The following is an 18553-nucleotide window of genomic DNA, read 5'->3' on the forward strand; positions in this document are numbered from 1 at the left end:
CGCGCGCCGCCGCCCGCGCCGCGGAAAATCCGGTCGGATATCGGGTAAATAATTCCACTGCAACCGGATTGAATTGGCTGAATCGGTATTTTATGGATGGCGAGGTGCGCATAAGCACCCGGATTGGCAAATGGATGAGGTGAATCAAATCACCGAATCGCACATGCGTGCGGCTACGCTTCTTTAATCGATTGCGGATAATAAAAATGAAAGAAAATTCCTGTCGATATGAAGGCTTTTAGGGCGCTGAATCAATACGGCAAAGGCTTTTGCGTTGTGTACGAAAAGTAAAATATTCGACGAAGCATTGCCGATAAAGCGCGCCTTGCGCGAATAATCCGTCTTGCTTTCAAATGCCAGACACTGGCCGGCCTTCGCATCATTACGGGATTTTTAATATCGGAATGATCTTTGACAACGCGGCGCAGCACCGCCTATTTTGTCGATGTCGTAAATTTCGGTAATCAGAAAAGAAGTCCAAACTGCAGGGGGCGGTTCACGCACGATTCTCGCCGGCAGTTTGCTGTGTCTGTATCACGTTCAGTCTCTTGAAGCAGTCCGATCCCAACCGCCTTTTGCGCGAGTGGCGGGTGTTGCTGCGCGTCTCGCCGGCGAAGGCGGCCTTTGTGAAGCGGTATCCGAACCAAATCAAAGGGCAGAGATGAAACCAGACAGGAGCTGTACCGGCAGCCGCCGTGGCCGCCGTGGCCGTCACGGCCGGTTGGCCGGGCTAGGTGCATTGACCGTCATGACACTGGCGCTCGCGGCGTGCGGCGGCGACGATTCGTCGTCTGTCGGCGCGTCGAGCCTCGCGCAGGCGACTGCCAGCCAGCAGGCCGGCGCGCAACAATCGGCCGGCAGCCAGACGCCTGCGGCCAACCAGCCTTACGTCGATCAGGTCGCGTATTCGATGAATGCGACCGACGGCCTCGCCGCCGCGCAGGTGTCCGAGAAAGCGGCGGTCATGCATTACCAGTGGAAGTCCGGCGGCACGACCATCAACTACACGACGACCACCGGCCACCTGACCGCGCAGGACGCGAACGGCAATGCGGAAGCGTCGATGTCGTATGTCGCGTACACCGCGCCGAGCACGAACGGCAAGCCGCGTCCCGTCACGTTCGTGTATAACGGCGGCCCCGGCTCGTCGTCGATCTGGCTGCGCCTCGGCTCGTTCGCGCCGACCCGCGTCGCCACGCCCGATCCGCTGTTCGGCAGCAACTGGCCGAACTATCCGCTCGTCGACAACGCGGAAAGCCTGATCGACACCACCGACCTCGTGTTCATCGACCCGCCGGGAACCGGGCTGTCGGAAGCCGTATTGCCGAACACCAACCAGAAGTACTGGGGTTCCGATGCGGACGTGAACATCATGCGCGACTTCATCCAGCGCTACCTGAACGTCAACAGCCGCGGCAGCTCGCCGATCTACCTGTACGGCGAATCGTACGGCACGCCGCGTACCGACATGCTGGCGCTTGCGCTCGAATCGGCCGGCGTGCACCTGACGGGCATCGTGCTGCAGTCGGCGATCCTGAACTACTTCGCGGATGCAGTGGAAGCGGTGGCGATCACGCAGTCGACGGAAGGGTTGCTGCTCGAAACCGATACGGTGGCAGGTTATCTACCCGGTTATGCGGCGGTTGCGGCGTACTTCAACCAGGTATCGCCGGCGCCGGTGAACCAGGCTTTGTACGCACTGCAGACGGAACTGTTCACGACGCTGATCTACAACCAGCTGCAGAAGTATTCGCAGTCGTGGGTGTTGAGCCAGCTCGGCATTCCGGATGCGCTTGGCACGCCGGTGTTCCCGAGCGATGCGACGCTCCAGCTGTGGTCGATCCCGTCAAGCCTGACGCAACAGGCGCTGCGCGGCTACTTCAACGCGAATCCGTTCGGCACGAGCCTGCTGCCCGGAACGACGGTCGGCCGCTACGACGGACGCGTATCGTTGCCGAACTCCGATCCGCGTCTGCAGACCGACGGCGACCCGTCCGACATCCTGATCTCGCAGCCGTTCACGAACGCGCTCGCGACGCAGATGCCGGACTACCTCGGCTACACCGCGCCGAATGCGACCTACCTGCCGCTGAACGACAACATCATCGGCGTATGGGACTTCTCGCACGACGGCCAGCCGATGCCCGACACGATCCCCGATCTGCTCGGTGCGCTGCAGCTCAACCCGAAGCTTCGCGTGCTCGCGGAGAATGGCTTCCACGATCTCGCGACGCCGTTCTTCAACACCGAGAAGCAACTCGCGCGGTTGCAGACGGTGAAGGGCCTGAATCCGAAGCTGCAGGTGAACTTCTTTCAGGGCGGTCACATGACTTATCTGGACGATGTCGCGCGTCCGCAGATGAAGCGGGACCTGAAGACGTTCTACAAGGGTGCGCGGATTCCGACGGCGCTGACGCTGCACACGCTGCCGCCGCCCTGGCCGGACGAGAACCCGCCCAGCGTGCCGACCGGCAGCGTGCCGGGCGCGACGGCCGCGACGACGCTGGCGGCGGCCCCTTGAGCGACGGACTCCTTGTCAAAGGAACCCTCTATTCATCCATTGAATGCGAGTGATCATGTCCCTAATCAAATTGATTCGGCGTATGTCTGCGTTGATCGTCCTCGGTGCCGCGATGAGCAGCGCCTACGCATTGCCGCCGCAGGCGGTGGCGCCGGTGAAGCTGCCGCATGGCGGGCGCGGTGTCGACGGTCCGTTCTTTCCTGCCACGCGTGCGGCGCCGGTGTTGCCGTCGACCGGCGCGACGCTGCAGCAGCAGGCGCAGCGGCGTGTCGACGCGAGGCTCGGCGCCAATACGGTGCTGAGCAACGGCGCGGCGGTGACGAAGGCGCAGGCGCTAAGCAGCGGGCTCGGTTTCGTGTCGAAGCACTTCGACGAGATCGATGCGAAGCACACGGGCCGCGTGACGATGAGCGATGTACGGCAGTTCATCCAGCAGCGGCAGGTGCAGGCGCAGCAGGAACAGCAGGACGAGTGATGGCGTGAGCAGGACGGCGGCCGGTGTGGGGTCCGGCATCGGCCGCCGAACCGCGAGAGGCTTTCAGATGGCCTGGCGCGCCGCGTAGCGTCTGGCCGTGGCCGACGGCAACTCGCCGAACATCGCGCGATAGTCCTGCGCGAAACTGCTCAGGTGCCAGAAGCCCCATTTGGTTGCGGCAGACGTCACGGATTCGCCGAGCCGAAGCTCGCGGCGCGCGTGATTCAGTCGAACGGCCCGCAGATACGCAATGGGGTTCAGATTGAGCGCGTCGTGGAACGCATACTGCGCGGTGCGCCGGCTGATGCCGAGTTGCACGCACAGTTCGGCGATCGACAGCGGGCAGGTCGATGCGTCCTGAAGCCGCTCCTGCACCGCGTTGACCAGCGACCAGTACTTCGTCGGGCGTGCGGCTCGCGCGCCGGCCTCCGGCGCGGCCGCCGTCAACACTTCCGAGATCGCATACAGGACGGTGCGCTCCAGCAGTTCGATCCGGTTCTGCGTCGCCACGTCTTCGACGGAGGTGCTTTTCGCCGCGGCGGCCAGCGTTCGGCGCAGCAGATCGCGAAGATTGTCCGCGACGTAGGTGGGCATCGGGATCAGCGGCGCGAGCGTGCGAGCGCGCAGCGACGCGGCGACCGTGCGCATCGCCTGCGTCGACAGCTTGTCGGGCTCGATCTCGACATTCACGAGCACGTGCCGGTCGGGCGAGTAGAACTCGAATTCCGGCAGGCTCGAGAACACGTGCAGGCTGTCGCGCCCGCTTTTCTCGCCGCACATGCGCGCATGCCCTTCCAGTTCCAGCGGCACGGCCACGGCGATCCGGTTCGACGGCACCGCGCCCCGCTGCAGGATGACCTTGTCGAGGTTCTCGACCAGCAGCTTGATGCCGCCCAGCGACACGATCGACGACGAGCCATGAAACAGGCCGCCCGAGATCTGCGTGTAATTCAGGTTCCAGTCTTCGAACGACCGCGCCTGTTCCTCCACGTCGGTGAACGCGCAGAACGCGACCGTTCGCGCGAACAACGGGGCGCCAGAGAAATCGCTCGGGTGGGCAGACGGCGTCATCGGGGGCGGGAAGGGGCGGGCCGGGTCGAATCATTGTAGTCGCTCGGCGAGCCGGTCAAAAAGCGCAGCCTCGTGGAAACCCTCGCTTGCCGAAATCCGATAGTGAAAAGCGTTTCGGCGCCCTACCTTTGGCACGAATGCGACGCAGTTCACCGAACCATGCCGACAACGCACCGTGGTGCCTATCTGGAGAGACGTTGATGGAACTTCCCCGTGGCGGATTCTGGAGAAACTGGGTGGGCAATCAGTCGTGCGTGGCCGCGCATCTGGCGTCGCCGACCAGCGAGGCCGAGATCGCGGAGCTGGTGTGCACCGCGACGCGCCAGGGCAAGCACGTCCGGTGCTCGGGGTCGGGGCACTCGTTCACGCCGATCGTGGCGACGAGCGGCCTGCTGCTGTCGCTCCGGGACTACCAGGGCATCGTCGATGTCGATGAAGCGCGCAAGCGTGTGACGGTGAAGGCCGGCACCAAGCTCAATGCGGTGACGCGTCACCTGAAGGACATCGGCCTGTCGCTCGTCAACCAGGGCGACATCGATTCGCAGGCGATCGCCGGCGCGTTCGCCACCGGCACGCACGGCACGGGGACGACGCTGAGCAACCTGTCGTCGCAGGTCGTCGGGATGCGCATCGTGCGTCCGGACGGCTCGATCATGGAAGTGAGCGACCGGAAGGACCTCGACCTGCTCCATGCGACGCAGGTGAATATCGGCATGTTCGGCGTGGTCTCGGAGATGACGCTGCAGGTGACCGACGCGTTCTGGCTGCACGACCGCGTCTGGCGCGAGGATTTCGAAGCGCTGATGGAGCAATACGACGACCTGGCGGCGAAGCATCGCCATTTCGGCTTCTTCTGGTGCCCGACGTCCGAAAGCCGCCACCTGTACTGCCTGCCCGACACCGCGAAGGTGTCGAATTCGAAGAAGGACTACGACGTGTGCGAGATCAAGGTGATGGATGTCACCGTCGAGCGCACGTTCCATGAAGGCGAGCACGAGAAGATCGCATACAGCTCCGAGGTGTATGCGATCCACTATGTACCGAACTTCCATGAACTCGAATACGCGGTGCCCGCGCAACACGGCAAGGAAGCGCTGCGCCGCGTCCGCGACCTCGTTCTCACGAAGCACCGCGACTGCATTTTCCCGGTCGAGTACCGCTTCACGAAGGGCGATCCGGCATGGATCAGCCCGTTCAACCACCAGGACAGCGTCACCATTTCATGCTCGGGCGGCCCGAACGGTGTCGACTACTGGCCGTTCCTGAAGGACGTCGACGACATCCTGCGCGACTACGACTCGCGTCCGCACTGGGGCAAGCTGCACTTCACGAACCGCGAAGACGTGGATCGCTGGTTCCCCAAGGCCGAAGCATTCCGCGCACTGCGCCGCAGCGTGGACCCCGAAGGCTACTTCCTCAACGATCATCTTCGGACGCTGTTCAGTTGAGCGCACCGATCGAACCAGACAGGAGAACGAAGAATGAGTGTCAAGATTGACGGCCGCCTGGCCGGCAAGGTCGCCATCGTGAGCGGCGGCGCCGGCGGATGCGGCGCGGCTGCGTCCGAACTGTTCGCCGCACAGGGCGCGAAGGTTGCGATCGTCGACCGGGACGGCGGCGCCGCCGAAACGCTCGCATCCCGGCTGCGCGATGCCGGCCTGCAGGCGATCGGCCTCGGCGCCGACGTGTCGAAACAGGCGGAGGTCAGGCAGGCCGTCGATGCGGCGCGGGAGCAGTACGGCAATGCGGACATCCTGTTCAATCACGCCGGGACGCTGATCGTCAAACCGTTCCTCGACATCGAAGAATCGGAATGGGACTGGCTGATGGGCGTGAACGTCAAGAGCATGTTCCTGATGACGAAGGCGGTGCTGCCGCAGATGCTCGAGAAGGGGCGGGGCAGCATCGTGTGTACGTCGTCGATTTCCGCGGTCTGCGCGACGCCGGGCGAAGTGCTTTACGACGCGACCAAGGGGGCGTGCCACATGTTCGCGCGGGCTATTGCCGTCGAGTACCGCGACCGCGGGATTCGTTGCAACGCGCTGGCACCTGGGTTCATCCGTACGCCGCATGGGATGCGCGAACTCAAGGACCTGCAGGCGATGGGGGTCGACGCGACCGAGGCGGCGATCGCGATTCAGCAGGGTCGGCTGTGCGAGCCGTCGGAGGTCGCGGCGGCCGCGCTGTTCCTCGCGTCCGACGAGTCGAGTTTCGTCAACGGCACCCATCTGTTCGTCGACAACTGCTTTTCGGCCGTCTGACTCGATGATGCCGGGCGATATCAGGGCGAGAAGGTGCCGTGCCGTCCGGTGGTGACTGCGCTTTCGATGCGACACGGCATGCGACGCTAATCGTGCCGGCCAACGCGAAAGACGCTGCGCAATTCGTCGTGGTTGTGGACGTTGAGCTTGCGATAGATCTTTCGAACATGATCGACGACGGTGCTGTCGCGCAGCGCGAGGGAGCGCGCGATTGCGGTTTGCGAGTGGCCGAGGACGAGTAGCGAACAGAGCTGCCGTTGTCGTTCCGTCAGACCGAACTCGAAGCCGAGCCGCTCGATTTCCAGTTCGTGCGGGAGGAAATGCTCGATGTAGATCACGATCGCCTGCTCGCAGTGCATCGCGCTCGCGTGCGCAAAGCGATACGCGTTGAATCGGAAGCGGCCGGCTGCATTGCGGCGTTCCATCGTGGCGGGAGCCACCGGGAGGCCGCACCAGATGCGATTGACGTTCGTCAGCAGCGGCGCAAGCCAGTTCGGAAAGCAGTCGCGACGATAGAACGCAAGCGGTTCGCCGGATGCGAGCGCCAGCATTCTTATGCTGTCCTCGCTCTGCAGCAAGACCTTCCCGGTGTTGTCGATGACCATGATCGCCGACTGGCTGCCTTCCGCTTCGCGCGACGGCGGATGTATCGGGCACGAAAGCGCATGCGCGATATGTCGCGCGAAGGGCGCGATGTCCCGATGATTCTTTTCCGAGAACGGGTGGCCGCCGGGTGCGCGGCACAGTTTCAGGCTTCCCCAGCCGCGGGTGCCATCGGTCGCCGTCAGCTCGAGACAATGCCGCATGCCAACCGGCCGCCACAGCTGCGCATACATGGCACTCTTCAGCAGCGCGGCGTCGTAACGGGCGCTGTTTTCGAATCCGCGGCCGCGGCGCATTGCATCGGAGAACGTGACGCCGAGCACTTCCTGTTTTTCGGTGTTGTGGACTTCGGCAAAGTAGGTGGGCAGGACTTGATAGACGGTGTCGTTTTCGCTGTATACGTCCGACACGGCATAGTGCTCGTCGGTATAGAAGAACATGCCCCAGTCGGCGCCCACGATGCGCCGCGTCGCTTCAACCACATGAGGAATGACGAGGCGCGGTTCGATGCCGAACGAACACAGTCGCCGGATGTGGCCCGCTAGCGCGACATACTTGTCGGACATGGTGCGCCCCTGGAGCTACGACGGGCTTGCACGCGACCGCGTCGAACGAGGGCCGCGTGCACCTTGCGCATACGGTGTCCAGTTTAGGTCGGCATGTCGACGAATTCCACAATTGCCCCCTCGTCAGGGGGCGTTAAACCGGCAGGCCGATCCCTATCATTAATCCATTCCTGCCGGTTGCCCCGCCCGGTGCGCGGTGGCTCGAAGCGCGAGATTTGCCCGATCGCGGGCGCGCGCCGCAGGAACGTTCAATTCGCGTTGCGGCACGACGCGCAGGCGAGAGCCTGCGCCAGTTGCCGTGAGGCAATGCTGCGCATTCGCATGCGAATGCGCTGGTCCGGGGGATGTCACAGGAGGACGCGAAGGTCGCTCGATGGAACCTCGAACGTGCGAAGCCGGCCGATGACCGGAGTGACGCAGCAGATTGCTCGCGATTCGCAACGAGCGGTGCATGCCGTCACGGCCGATGTTGTCGCATCGGCGACGTGTGTCGAATCGCGCGGGCGGCCGGACATCGGCTCCATCCCCGCTGTATGAGTCGCAGTGTCTTTTCAGATGAGGTGCCACGATGAAGACGATGTACAAGGCGGCACTGGCCGCCGTTTGCATGCTGGGTGCGGCCGGGCTTGCCCGGGCGGACGGCGGAGCCGACGCGAGTCCCGGCACGCCCTCGGATGCGGCGATCAGCGCCACCGCGGTGGGCTCCATGCCCAGTGCCGGGTCACAGGCGGGCGGCCCTGCGGCGATCACGCGCGCTCAGGTGAAGCAGGAACTGATTCGCGCGCAGAAGTCGGGCGAGCTCGATCGGATGAACCAGTTCTACGGCGGCGGGGAATAGTGGGGGGCGTGACGAACCGGCGCGGCCGCCCGGATCATCGGCGGCCGCGTGGTCGGTGCGCTGGTTGCACGCGAGGACTGTCGTGACTGGCAACGCGACCCTCGCGAAGATCACGGGCATGATCGTCAGTCGAGAGTTCGACGGTCTGAAGGGTTGGATTGCCGAATCAAGGTCGTTCCGCATCGATGTCGAAAAACGCCGACTCGCGGCATGACACCGGCGAGTCGGCGGTTTCAGCGTGTTTCAACGGGCTTCAGACGGACGGATCGACGTTCGCCTCGAGTTCGCGGATGCGCTCGAGGTTGCGCGTGTCCTTCAGCACCGGCGGCCCCGCGAAGGTATTGCGCACCCCGAAGCCGTACCAGATCACCATGAGCGCCGCCACGAAACCGACGAGCACGTAGAGCACCTTTTCATTCGGCGGCTGGATGCCGACATACGCAAGCACACAGGCGCCGACCAGCGCGAGCAACGCACACGGCTTCGACCAGATGCCCAGCTGGAACGGACCTTTTTCGGTCCACGTGCGGCCTTCGGCCAGCATCCCCGAGCCGAGCGGCATCGCATAGGAGATGAACAGGAACACGGCGCTTCCGGCACTCAGCACCGAGAACGCATCGCCATACAACGTGACGACGATCGCAAGCACCGCACACGTCCAGATCGCGGGCCCGGGCGTCCGGTGCGTGTGATTCACGCTGCGCAGCAGTTTCGACGCCGGCAGCCCGCCGTCGCGTGCGAACGCATAAACCATTCGCGACGTCGACATGATCGCGGCGAGCCCGCACACGTAGTTGATGAAGAACATCGCGAGTTCGAGGCAGACGCGCAAGGTCTTCGGAATCGGCGCGAGTATCGCTTCGAAAAAGCCGGTGCCCTGTTTCATGCTGGCGGTCAGGTCGGGCATCACCAGCACGAACGCACACACCATCACGTAGCCGAAGATCGCGGACCAGAACACCGACCCGATGATGCCGCGCGGCACGTTTTTGGCCGCATCGTGGGTCTCTTCCGACGTATGCGCGGAAGCGTCGAAGCCGGTGATGGTGTAGGTCACCAGCAGCAGGCCCGACAGGAACGCGAGCGGCGTGGCCTGCTTCGGCCACGCACCGCCGTCGACACCGGTGAAATTGGTGAAGGTGACCAGCCGGTGCACATCGAACGCGACGGGCGAGTAGTAGAGCAGCGAAACGACCAGCGCAATCGTCACCACGAAAATCAGATAGCCCGACAGGTCGGTGATCCTGCTTGCGATCCTGATGCCGCGTGCGTTCAGGATGGCTTGCGAGAGCGTGATGAACGTGATGAACGCCGTTTGATGCCACCAGGTCAGGCTGTCCGGACTGACGCCGAACATCGGCGCGATCAGCGTCTTGAAGAACGGATCGTAGGTGCCGAAGTTGATCGCGGCGATCACGAAGATGAGGCCGATGAGGTTGAGCCACGCCGTCATCCACCCCCATTTCTTCCCGCCGAGGATCGCCCCCCAGTGATAGAGGCCGCCCGCCGTCGGGAACGCGGATGCGATCTGCGACATCGACACGGCGACGATCAGCGCGAACAGCGATCCCAACGGCCAGCCCAGGCCGATCGATGCGCCGCCGGTGGCGGAAAACGCGAGCTGGAACGCGGTAATGCCGCCCGACAGGATGCAGATCACCGAAAACGACACGGCGAAGTTCGAGAAACCGCTCATACGTCTCGACAGTTCCTGCGCATAGCCCATCTTGTGCAGGAGGCTTACGTCACTGTCGGTGCCTGAATCAGGCGCGAGTTTTGCATCCATGTTCGCTCCGTCACGAATGTCCTGCGTGGCAGGACTGTCATCGCCACCCGGGCCATGTGTGACGGCCCGCTCCTGGAATTCGTCGGCGGCACGCGATGCCGCGGTTGAACGGCAATCGCGTTCCGGTCCGATGCGTGAACGGTATGAAACCAAAACTCCCGGCAATATCGGATTTCGGCAACGTAGTGAAAATCCGGATGCCTGCACCGTTCGGGGGCGTGGCGCGGCGTCACGCCCCCGAACGGTGCGATGCCGGATATACGCGTTATGGCGCGATCACGGTCATCCTGAACGGCCCGCCGTTCGCCGCCGCATGCGCGACCGCTTCGTTCGCATCGTCGAGCGCGAAGACCGTCACGTCGAAATGCGCGAGGTCGAGCAGCCCGCCGCGGACGAGCCCCGTCATCAGTGTCACGGCTTCCGTCGGGCACATCCACTTGCCGCGCAGCGTGATGTCGTTACGCATGAGCCACGGATACGGCAGCTCGAGCCCCGCACCGCCGAGCATGCCTACGCCGCCCATCAGCACCACGCGCCCGTACGGGCGCACCGCCATTACCGCGGCACGCACCGTCGTCGCGGGCACCGACGGCGGCATCAGGTCGATCACGCAGTCGATCGGCCCCGGCGCCGCCTGCTGCATGCGTGCGCGATCCGCGGCTTCGTCGCCGGTCAGCGCGACGGTGCGCACGCGTTCGCCGAAGCGGCGCTCGAGATCCGCGAGCGCGCGCGCATTGCGGCCGGGCGCGACCACGCACCGCGCGCCCATCGCCAGCGCCACCGCGATGCCTGCGCTGCCGAAGTTGCCGGTCGCGCCGCTGACGAGCACGATCTCGCCCGCGCGCAGATTGGACGCGAGCAGCCCGCCGTACGGCACGAGCAGCGTATTGAGCGCGCACCAGCGTGCGGCGTCGGCCGGCGGGATGTCGCCGATGCGCACTGCGTTCTCGGTCGGCACCCGCAGTCGTTCGGCGAACGGGCCGTCGTGGAAATGGCGCTGCAATTGCTTGCCGCCTTCGCCGCGCGCGCTCCAGCCCTGCAGCACGATGTCGGGCATCAGCGCATCGTCGCGCGAACGCACGGTCGGATCGCAGAACACCCAGTCGCCACGTTGCAACTTCGTCGCGTCGGGGCCGGTTTGCCGGACCCGGCCGATTGCGCCGCAGCCGGGCACCATCGGCAGTTCGATCGGGTACTGACGCTCGCCGCTGAACACTTCCCGTGCATAGGACAGCACCGGCGTCGCGACGACATCCACGATGACCTCGCCGGTGCCGAGCACGGGGTCCGGCATCGTTTCGATTGCGAGCGGCATGCCGAGCGACTTCAGAATCGCAGCTTTCATGACTGTTCCGGAGGGTGGGGGACGAGCCGATTCTGGCAGGCTTAGAATCCGCAACAAGGCCCGGCACGAGCCCAGGATTGCCCGATACCACCCTGCACGGAGCGAACCCGATGACCGCCACCACGCGAACCCCGTTCGGCGATTTTCTGCGCTCGCGGCGCAAGAAGCTGCGGCCGGATGCCGTCGGCCTGCACGACGGCCCGCGCCGGCGCACGCCCGGCCTGCGGCGCGAGGAAGTCGCGGAACTGGCGGGTATCGGCGTCGACTGGTATGTGCGGCTCGAGCAGGGGCGCGACGTCAGCCCGTCGGACGCGACGCTCGATGCGCTGGCACGCGCATTGCGACTGGACAAGGCCGAGGCCGCCCATCTGCGCGCGCTCGCGCGGCGCGACCCGTCGCGTGCGTTCGTGCCGGAGAGTGTGCCGCCCGCCATCGCGCGGCTCGTCGCGAATCTTCACCTGCCTGCGTACGTTACCGGGCGGCGCTGGGACATCCTCGCGTGGAATGCCGCGGCAGCCGAGCTGCTCGGCTTCGATCGGCTCGCGGAAGCCGATCGCAACATTCTGGTCTACATGTTCGTCGATCCGCACGCGCACCGCCTCTTCGCCGAGAGTTGGAACGACGAAGCGCACCGGATGATCGCGCTGTTTCGCACGAACCATGATCTCCATGCGAACGATCCGGCGTTCATTGCGCTGGTGGAGCGCCTGCGCGCGAGCAGCGATGAGTTTGCGCAATGGTGGGGTGCGCATGACGTGCGCAGCGGGGCGTCGGGCCAGAAGGTGCTCGTGCATGCGCAACGCGGCACGCAGCGTTATGAATACGCGACGTTCCAGGCGAACGACGATCCCGCGTTGAAGCTGGCGATTTATTCGCCGGTGAGTGGCGACGGGGGCGTCGGCGAATAGGGGCGCGCGAGCGACAGGATTGCCGGCGGGTCATGCAACGGCAGTCGTCGGCCGGGTCGCCGAGGCTTGATGGGTTGCCCGGCGCCACCACCCGGCGACGCATCAACGCATCGGCATCCTTTGCGTGCGAAGGCGGGTGGTGCGACGGCGTGTTCGGGCAGTGTTCCGCGTCAGGCCGTACGCCGGCTCGACAAACGATTCCACAGCATTCCTGACCGGCTCCCGCTTCGGCAATACGCGAGCACCGGCTTCTGCAGCGAATCGACCAACGCACCGAATGCATCGACCTCAGCGTCGCCGATGCGATCGCGCTCGACGGGCAGGTAGCGCGCTTCGAGGCCCAGTTCGCGGGCTGCGGCTGCGATCTCGTCGAACGCAGGCTGATCGTCGCCTTCGCCGTCCGGACGGTTGCAGATGACCGAGCGGAAACCTGCATTCCGGATCGCTTTCAGGTCGGCCGGCGTGATCTGCCGCGAAGCGGAAAACCCGTTCGCAGCCGTCGCGCGACATTGCTCGATCGCTTTCCGGAAACAGGCGATCGCGAAATCGACGTCCTGCTCCGTCGTAAAGCGACCGAAGCTCACGCGCACGGTGCGGCCGGCAGTTTCCGCGTCGAGGCCGATTGCGGTCAGCACGTGGGACGGTGCGCCGCTGGTCGAGTTGCATGCGGATGTAGACGACACGGCGAGCGCTTCGCCGAGCATGAACGGGAAAAAGCCCGGCGCATTCACCGTCAGGCTCAGCGTGTGCGGGATGCGGCGCGCGGCAGCGGCGTTCTGCGTGACGTCGCCGAGCGCGAGCAGCGCGTCCGTCAGGCGTGCGCCGAGCGCCGCGATCCGCGTGGCTTCGCCGCCGAGTTTTTCAGCGGCCAGTTCGCACGCGACGCCCATGCCGACGATCTGATGCGTCGCAAGCGTGCCCGAGCGCAACCCGCGCTCGTGTCCGCCGCCATGAATTTGCGGAGCGATCCGGTCCGCGATGTCGCGGCGTACGAACAGCGCGCCGATGCCCTTGGGGCCGTACACCTTGTGGGCCGACATCGACATCATGTCGATGCCGAGCGCGCGCACGTCGATCGGCGTCTTGCCGAGCGCTTGCGCGGCGTCGACGTGCAGCAGCGCGCCCGCGGCGTGCACGACGCGCGCGATCGCGGCGATGTCGGTCAGCGTGCCGATCTCGTTGTTCACGAGCATCAGCGACACGAGGCCGGTGTCGGGGCCGATCGCCGCGGCGACCGCGTCGGCGGTGATTTCGCCGTCGCGCGTGGGCGTCAGGAAGGTGACCGACATCCCGCGCTTCGACAGGTTCGCCATCGTGTCGAGAATGGCCTTGTGCTCGAGGCGGCTCGTGATCAGGTGGTGCTTGTCGGTCGCGGTGTCCGCATAACCCTTCAACGCGAGGTTGTTCGATTCGGTGGCACCCGACGTCCAGACGATCTCGTCGGCATCCGCGCCGATCAGCGCGGCGACTTGCGCGCGTGCGCGCTCGACCTGCTCACGCGCCAGCCGGCCGGCGGCATGCGAACTCGATGCGGGATTGCCGAAGATGCCGTCGAAGCCGAGGCAGGCCGTCATCGCTTCGATCACGCGGGGATCCGCGGGCGTCGTTGCCGCGTAGTCGAGGTAGTGCAGCGTGGTGGTATCGCTCATGTCCTTCTCTTGGTCTTTCTCTTTCGGAATGGGAGAAATGATACGGGGGACAGGAGGGAAAAAGAATCCAAAATTGCTTGGGAAACCCGCTCGATATGGAATAACGTTTTCCTCCGAGGTGGAATGGGGGAATTGATTTCTTGATGGCCCAGGCCAGGCCGCTCGCGGCTGTCTCGATGTCTATGAGGGATTCCCCCGTGACGCGGTCGTCAGCACTATTCCGCCGCTGCGGCGATTCGCCCGATGCTTCCCCGCAGACACTTCCCACCCCCTCGCGCCCGATTATTTGCATTTCGCGAATGGCGCGTTCGCCGGTTGTTCCATACCCGATCCGCGGCCGTGCACCTATCGTGGTGGCGTCGGCTGGCTGGATTCGATGCGTCGAACCGGAAAGGCAGCCGGCACTTCGTCGCGATTCACATCGCACACCACACGAAAAACATCGGACCTGGCTCATGCGCAGGCGCTGCGGCGCGCGCAGGCGAACCAGCGTCCTCGGAGACGGAAATGAAAGCAAACGAGTGGGATACCTCCTATGAGTGGAAGGCGGTGACGCTGCTGGCGCTCGGCTTCGGGCTGGTCGGCCTCGACCGCTGGCTCATCGCGCCGCTGTTCCCTTCGATCATGAAGGACCTCAACCTGACCGCGCAGGACGTCGGCAACTGCATCGGCGTGCTCGGCCTGTCGTGGGGCGTATTCGCGGCGCTGATGGGCGGCATCTCGGACAAGATCGGCCGCAGGAAGGTGCTCATTCCGGCCATCATCGCGTTTTCGCTGCTGTCGGGTTTTTCGGGGCTCGCGGGCGGCCTGCTCGGGCTGATGGCGATTCGCGGGCTGATGGGCGTCGCGGAGGGCTCGTTCTGCCCGACGAGTTTCGCGGCGACGGCCGACGCGTCGCATCCACGGCGGCGCGGCCTGAATCTCGGCCTGCAACAAAGCGGCTTCGCGCTGTTCGGCCTGGCGCTGTCGCCGATCATCGCCACGCAGTTGCTCGGCTTCGTGTCGTGGCGCTGGGTCTTTGCGCTGGTGGCGATTCCCGGCTTGATCCTCGGCGCGATCATGTTCTTCGTCATCCGTGAGCCGAAGGTCGTGAAGGAGGTCGCGTCGGAACACGCGCCGGCTTCGCTCGGCCACGTGCTCACGAGCCGCAACATCCTCGTCGCGATGGCCGCACTGTGCTGCGCGATGACCGGCGTCTTCGTGCTCGGCGCGCTGCTGCCGCTGTACCTGACGGATTACCTGTCGCTCGGCACGCAGAAGATGGGCCTCGTGGTGTCGGCGATCGGCTTCGGCGGCTTTCTCGGGCAGTTCGGTTTGCCCGGCCTCTCCGACCTGGTCGGCCGCCGCCTCGCGAGCATCGTCGGCTTCGCGGGAACGGCCGTGATGCTCTATATCTTCCGCGGTCTCGGCCCGCAGCCGCTCGCGTTGTTCGGCGTCCTGTTCGTCGCGTCGTTCTTCACGCTCGGGCTGGTGTCGCTGCTGTCCGGCCCGGTCGCGACCGAGGCTGCGCCCGTCGGTCTCGTGTCGACGTCGATCGGCGTGGTGGTCGGCGTCGGCGAGATCTTCGGCGGCGGCATCGCGCCGGCGATGGGCGGCTACGTCGCTGCACACTTCGGCATCCAGAACATTCTGTGGTTGCCGATGTGCGCGGTCATGCTGGGCATCGTGGTCAGCATGCTGTTGAAGGAAACCGCGCCCGCCGTGCTGCAGCGTCGCGTGATCGTTCAACCGGAGCTGGCGGCCGGAAAGCAGCCGAGGTAATGCCTGAGCGGGTGCACCGACGAACGCCGGTGGCGGTGCGCTCCGCTCCGCGATTGACATCGATTCGGCGACACAGTGACGCTTTTCGCATGACACAGCCCGTTGCCCGGCGCGGGTAGACTGCCGGTTTCGCTGTCGAAAAAAGGGCGCGGTATGGACCGGTTCCTGAGCATCGAGGCATTCGTAAGAGTCGCGGAGGCGAGCAGCTTCGCCGAGGCGGCGCGGCAGCTTGGTGTGACGAGTTCGGTCGTGACGAACCGCATCCAGCAACTGGAGAAGTTCGTCAATGCGCCGCTGTTCCATCGCAGCACGCGCCACGTGCGCCTGTCCGAAGTGGGCGAGGCGTTCTATCGCGAGTGCGCGGAGGTGGTGGGGCGCGTCAACGAGTTGACGGACCAGATGCGCGAGCTTCGCGCCACGCCGACCGGGCGGCTGCGCATCCAGATGCTGCCCGGTTTCGCGCTCGATCACTTCGGCGCGCCGCTGGTCGAATTCAATCGGCGCTACCCGGGCATCCAGCTCGACGTCATCGTCAATGATCGCGTCGTCGACCCCGTCGAAGAAGGGTTCGACATCGCGTTCCAGATCTTTCCGCCGATTTCCGAATCGCTGATCGAGCGGCGGCTGTTCACGGTCAGGCGTCTCTTTTGCGCGTCGCCCGCTTACCTCGAAGCGCATGGTGCGCCACAACATCCGCGCGATTTGCTGCAGCACACCACCGCGCTGTATTCGGGTTATCCGTCGCGCAATCGCTGGACGATGACGCGCGACGACGAGGTCGTCGAAATGGAGCTGCCGGGCATGATTCGCTCGAACTCCGTTCACCTGCTGCGCGAGTGCGCGCTGACAGGCGGCGGCGTCGTTTGCCTGCCGACGCTCGTGGCAAGCGACGCGCTCGTCGCGGGGCGGCTGGTGCCGATCCTGACCGACTACCAGCTCGCGCCGCTGAGCTTTGCCGCCGTCTATCCCGCAACGCAGCGACAGGCGTTGAAGGTGAAGGCGCTGGTCGAATTCCTCGCCGAATACATCGGCGACGAGCCCCCGTGGGATCTTCCGCTTCTGGAGCGTGGCTGGGTGCGGTGACCCGCGCGATTATTCGCGAAACGCAAATGCCGTAATCGCCATCCGTTGCCTTGTTGCCGCTGTCTCTTGCCCCTAGAGTTGAATCCAACAAGCAGTTCAACTCAGGAGACAGCAATGACCGACGCGGCATTCCACACCGTCTTTGGCTCGCTCGACAGCTACAGGAAGGGCGAGATCGAAATCACCAGCGGCAGCGCCCAGCACTATGCCTTCTCGAACGTCTTCGAGGTGGCATCGAAGTCGGCCCCTTACGAAAAGGTCGTCGCCGGCAAGAATCTCGAATACGTGATCGAAGTGTTGAGGACCGAGGGCCAGTCGCCCTGGTTCGCGTGCGCCCATGACGAGTTCACGATCCAGATGGACGGCGAAGTCCGGATCGAATTCATCAAGCTCGACACGCCGCCGACTTCGGGCCGCGGCACCGTCAGCGCCGGTGCACAGCCGGCCGGCCGCAAGATGGGGTACGTCGTCCTGCGCAAGGGACATCAAGCGCTGCTGCCGGCCGGCTGTGCGTATCGCTTCGTTGCCGGCAAGCCGGGCGTCGCGCTCGTACAGACCGTGCTCGGCGAGCTGTCCGTCGAGAAGTGGGCCGATATCTGCCTGCACTGACCGTTGCGACCGCACACATTCGACTATTCCAGGAGACACGTTATGGCCACCCTCGAGATCCTCGATCCCTCCGCCGGTTTTGCCGCCGATCTGGTGCGAGCCACGGAAGCCGATGCCGTTACCGGCTACCGCTGCTTCCAGCTCGGCGAGTTCGCGTTTCAGCGCGATGAGTATTTCGTGAAGATCAGCTGGCCCGCGAAAGGCCAGACGCGCACGCATGCGATGCCGGCCGACGCGTTCCTGCGCGCGATGATGCGCGACGTGGCGTGGGGCTTCTTCTACGGCTGGGTGAATTTCGATCACGTGTTCGGCACGCGCAATCACTACGGCAAGGTGGACATGTATGCGGGCACCTTCAACGGCATCCTGAAAGACGCCGGGGTCGACTACACCGAGACCTTCGAAACGCCGACGATCATGGCGACCTTCAAGGCGATGCTGCACGACTGGACGAACGAAGGATTCGACCCGTTCGCGGCGCCCGAGGAAACGGGCACGGCATTCGGGCGCAAGCACGGCGACAACGGCTCGGCAATCGAGCGCACGCGTATCGCGACGCGCCGCATGCCGGGCCTCGAAGGCGATTCGCCGCTGCGCGACGAGCTGCCGGTCAACCGCGCGTTTCTCGACGTCGCGCAGGACGAGCCGGAAGTGCATGTCGAGCCGGGCTTCGAAGGCGAGCTGCACGCGTTCAACCTGTTCAAGTACCTGTCGCGCTCGGACGTGACGTGGAATCCGTCGGTCACGTCGGTGTGCGGGCGCAGCCTGTTTTGCCCGACCACCGAGGAATTCATCCTGCCGGTCTTCCACGGCAACGACCGCGTCGAATGGTTCCTGCAACTATCCGACGAAATCGTGTGGGACATCGGCGACAAGAACACCGGCGCACCGCGGGCACGCGTCACGATGCGCGCAGGCGACATTTGCGCGATGCCCGCCGACATCCGGCACCAGGGCTACTCGACGAAGCGTTCGATGCTGCTGGTCTGGGAAAACGCGACGCCGGACCTGCCGCAACGCTACGAGAGCGGCGAGCTCGCGCCGTATCCGATCGCGTTCTGAGCGGCGCTTCAGATT

At 64.8% G+C, this 18553-nt stretch carries 16 protein-coding genes; 11 read left to right on the forward strand and 5 right to left on the reverse strand.

Features of this window, described 5'->3' with window-relative positions; translation table 11 throughout:
* Window positions 1-661: 661 nt before the first annotated feature.
* Both FPJ27_RS05915 and FPJ27_RS05920 read left to right on the forward strand, forming a co-directional pair.
* Window positions 662-2521 (forward strand): peptidase S10, encoded by a 1860-nt coding sequence (locus FPJ27_RS05915; RefSeq protein WP_204422311.1) that lies wholly within the window; start codon window positions 662-664, stop codon window positions 2519-2521.
* Between the two features lie 82 nt (window positions 2522-2603).
* The gene (locus FPJ27_RS05920; protein WP_239483240.1) at window positions 2604-2996 is read left to right on the forward strand and encodes a 2-oxoglutarate dehydrogenase; all 393 of its coding nucleotides are present in this window, start codon (window positions 2604-2606) and stop codon (window positions 2994-2996) included.
* Between the two features lie 63 nt (window positions 2997-3059).
* Here FPJ27_RS05920 and FPJ27_RS05925 read toward each other — a convergent pair whose 3' ends face one another.
* Window positions 3060-4025, reverse strand: coding sequence for a helix-turn-helix domain-containing protein (locus tag FPJ27_RS05925; protein ID WP_239483241.1), 966 nt, complete (start codon window positions 4023-4025; stop codon window positions 3060-3062).
* A gap of 242 nt (window positions 4026-4267) precedes the next feature.
* Here FPJ27_RS05925 and FPJ27_RS05930 point away from each other — a divergent pair, with 242 nt between their 5' ends.
* On the forward strand, window positions 4268-5515 hold the full coding sequence (locus tag FPJ27_RS05930) for a D-arabinono-1,4-lactone oxidase (protein WP_204422313.1): 1248 nt from the start codon (window positions 4268-4270) through the stop codon (window positions 5513-5515).
* A 33-nt stretch (window positions 5516-5548) separates the two neighbouring features.
* The gene (locus FPJ27_RS05935; RefSeq protein ID WP_204422314.1) at window positions 5549-6328 is read left to right on the forward strand and encodes an SDR family oxidoreductase; all 780 of its coding nucleotides are present in this window, start codon (window positions 5549-5551) and stop codon (window positions 6326-6328) included.
* A gap of 86 nt (window positions 6329-6414) precedes the next feature.
* On the opposite strand, the gene FPJ27_RS05940 is transcribed toward FPJ27_RS05935, so the two are convergent.
* Window positions 6415-7497 (reverse strand): LuxR C-terminal-related transcriptional regulator, encoded by a 1083-nt coding sequence (locus tag FPJ27_RS05940; protein WP_175917378.1) that lies wholly within the window; start codon window positions 7495-7497, stop codon window positions 6415-6417.
* 568 nt (window positions 7498-8065) lie between these two features.
* Between FPJ27_RS05940 and FPJ27_RS05945 the strand changes: the two genes are divergently transcribed.
* Window positions 8066-8335 carry a DUF4148 domain-containing protein gene (locus FPJ27_RS05945; RefSeq protein ID WP_072438356.1) on the forward strand — a complete coding sequence of 90 codons (270 nt, stop codon included), beginning with the start codon at window positions 8066-8068 and terminating at the stop codon, window positions 8333-8335.
* A gap of 82 nt (window positions 8336-8417) precedes the next feature.
* Window positions 8418-8549, forward strand: coding sequence for a hypothetical protein (locus tag FPJ27_RS36795; RefSeq protein ID WP_256260585.1), 132 nt, complete (start codon window positions 8418-8420; stop codon window positions 8547-8549).
* A 39-nt stretch (window positions 8550-8588) separates the two neighbouring features.
* On the opposite strand, the gene FPJ27_RS05950 is transcribed toward FPJ27_RS36795, so the two are convergent.
* Together FPJ27_RS05950 and FPJ27_RS05955 are read right to left on the reverse strand one after the other, a co-directional pair.
* Window positions 8589-10121, reverse strand: a complete 1533-nt coding sequence (locus FPJ27_RS05950) for an amino acid permease (protein ID WP_204422315.1) — start codon at window positions 10119-10121, stop codon at window positions 8589-8591.
* A 265-nt stretch (window positions 10122-10386) separates the two neighbouring features.
* The gene (locus tag FPJ27_RS05955; RefSeq protein ID WP_204422316.1) at window positions 10387-11466 is read right to left on the reverse strand and encodes a zinc-binding dehydrogenase; all 1080 of its coding nucleotides are present in this window, start codon (window positions 11464-11466) and stop codon (window positions 10387-10389) included.
* Window positions 11467-11576: 110 nt separating this feature from the next.
* Between FPJ27_RS05955 and FPJ27_RS05960 the strand changes: the two genes are divergently transcribed.
* Window positions 11577-12374 (forward strand): helix-turn-helix transcriptional regulator, encoded by a 798-nt coding sequence (locus tag FPJ27_RS05960; RefSeq protein ID WP_204422317.1) that lies wholly within the window; start codon window positions 11577-11579, stop codon window positions 12372-12374.
* A 170-nt stretch (window positions 12375-12544) separates the two neighbouring features.
* On the opposite strand, the gene FPJ27_RS05965 is transcribed toward FPJ27_RS05960, so the two are convergent.
* The gene (locus FPJ27_RS05965) at window positions 12545-14023 is read right to left on the reverse strand and encodes an aminotransferase class V-fold PLP-dependent enzyme (RefSeq protein WP_204422318.1); all 1479 of its coding nucleotides are present in this window, start codon (window positions 14021-14023) and stop codon (window positions 12545-12547) included.
* A 507-nt stretch (window positions 14024-14530) separates the two neighbouring features.
* On the opposite strand from FPJ27_RS05965, the gene FPJ27_RS05970 reads away from it, so the two are divergent.
* The 4 genes from FPJ27_RS05970 to FPJ27_RS05985 all read left to right on the forward strand — a co-directional run bounded on the left by FPJ27_RS05970 (window position 14531) and on the right by FPJ27_RS05985 (window position 18538).
* Window positions 14531-15784: an MFS transporter gene (locus FPJ27_RS05970; RefSeq protein ID WP_204422319.1), complete on the forward strand. Its 1254-nt coding sequence runs from the start codon at window positions 14531-14533 to the stop codon at window positions 15782-15784.
* 153 nt (window positions 15785-15937) lie between these two features.
* On the forward strand, window positions 15938-16867 hold the full coding sequence (locus FPJ27_RS05975) for a LysR family transcriptional regulator (protein ID WP_072438373.1): 930 nt from the start codon (window positions 15938-15940) through the stop codon (window positions 16865-16867).
* Window positions 16868-16981: 114 nt separating this feature from the next.
* Window positions 16982-17476: a hydroxyquinol 1,2-dioxygenase gene (locus tag FPJ27_RS05980; protein ID WP_072438375.1), complete on the forward strand. Its 495-nt coding sequence runs from the start codon at window positions 16982-16984 to the stop codon at window positions 17474-17476.
* Window positions 17477-17518: 42 nt separating this feature from the next.
* Window positions 17519-18538 (forward strand): hydroxyquinol 1,2-dioxygenase, encoded by a 1020-nt coding sequence (locus tag FPJ27_RS05985; protein WP_204422320.1) that lies wholly within the window; start codon window positions 17519-17521, stop codon window positions 18536-18538.
* The last annotated feature ends 15 nt before the right edge of the window (window positions 18539-18553 follow it).

The organism is Burkholderia sp. MS455 (assembly GCF_016899445.1).
Classification (GTDB): domain Bacteria; phylum Pseudomonadota; class Gammaproteobacteria; order Burkholderiales; family Burkholderiaceae; genus Burkholderia; species Burkholderia pyrrocinia_C.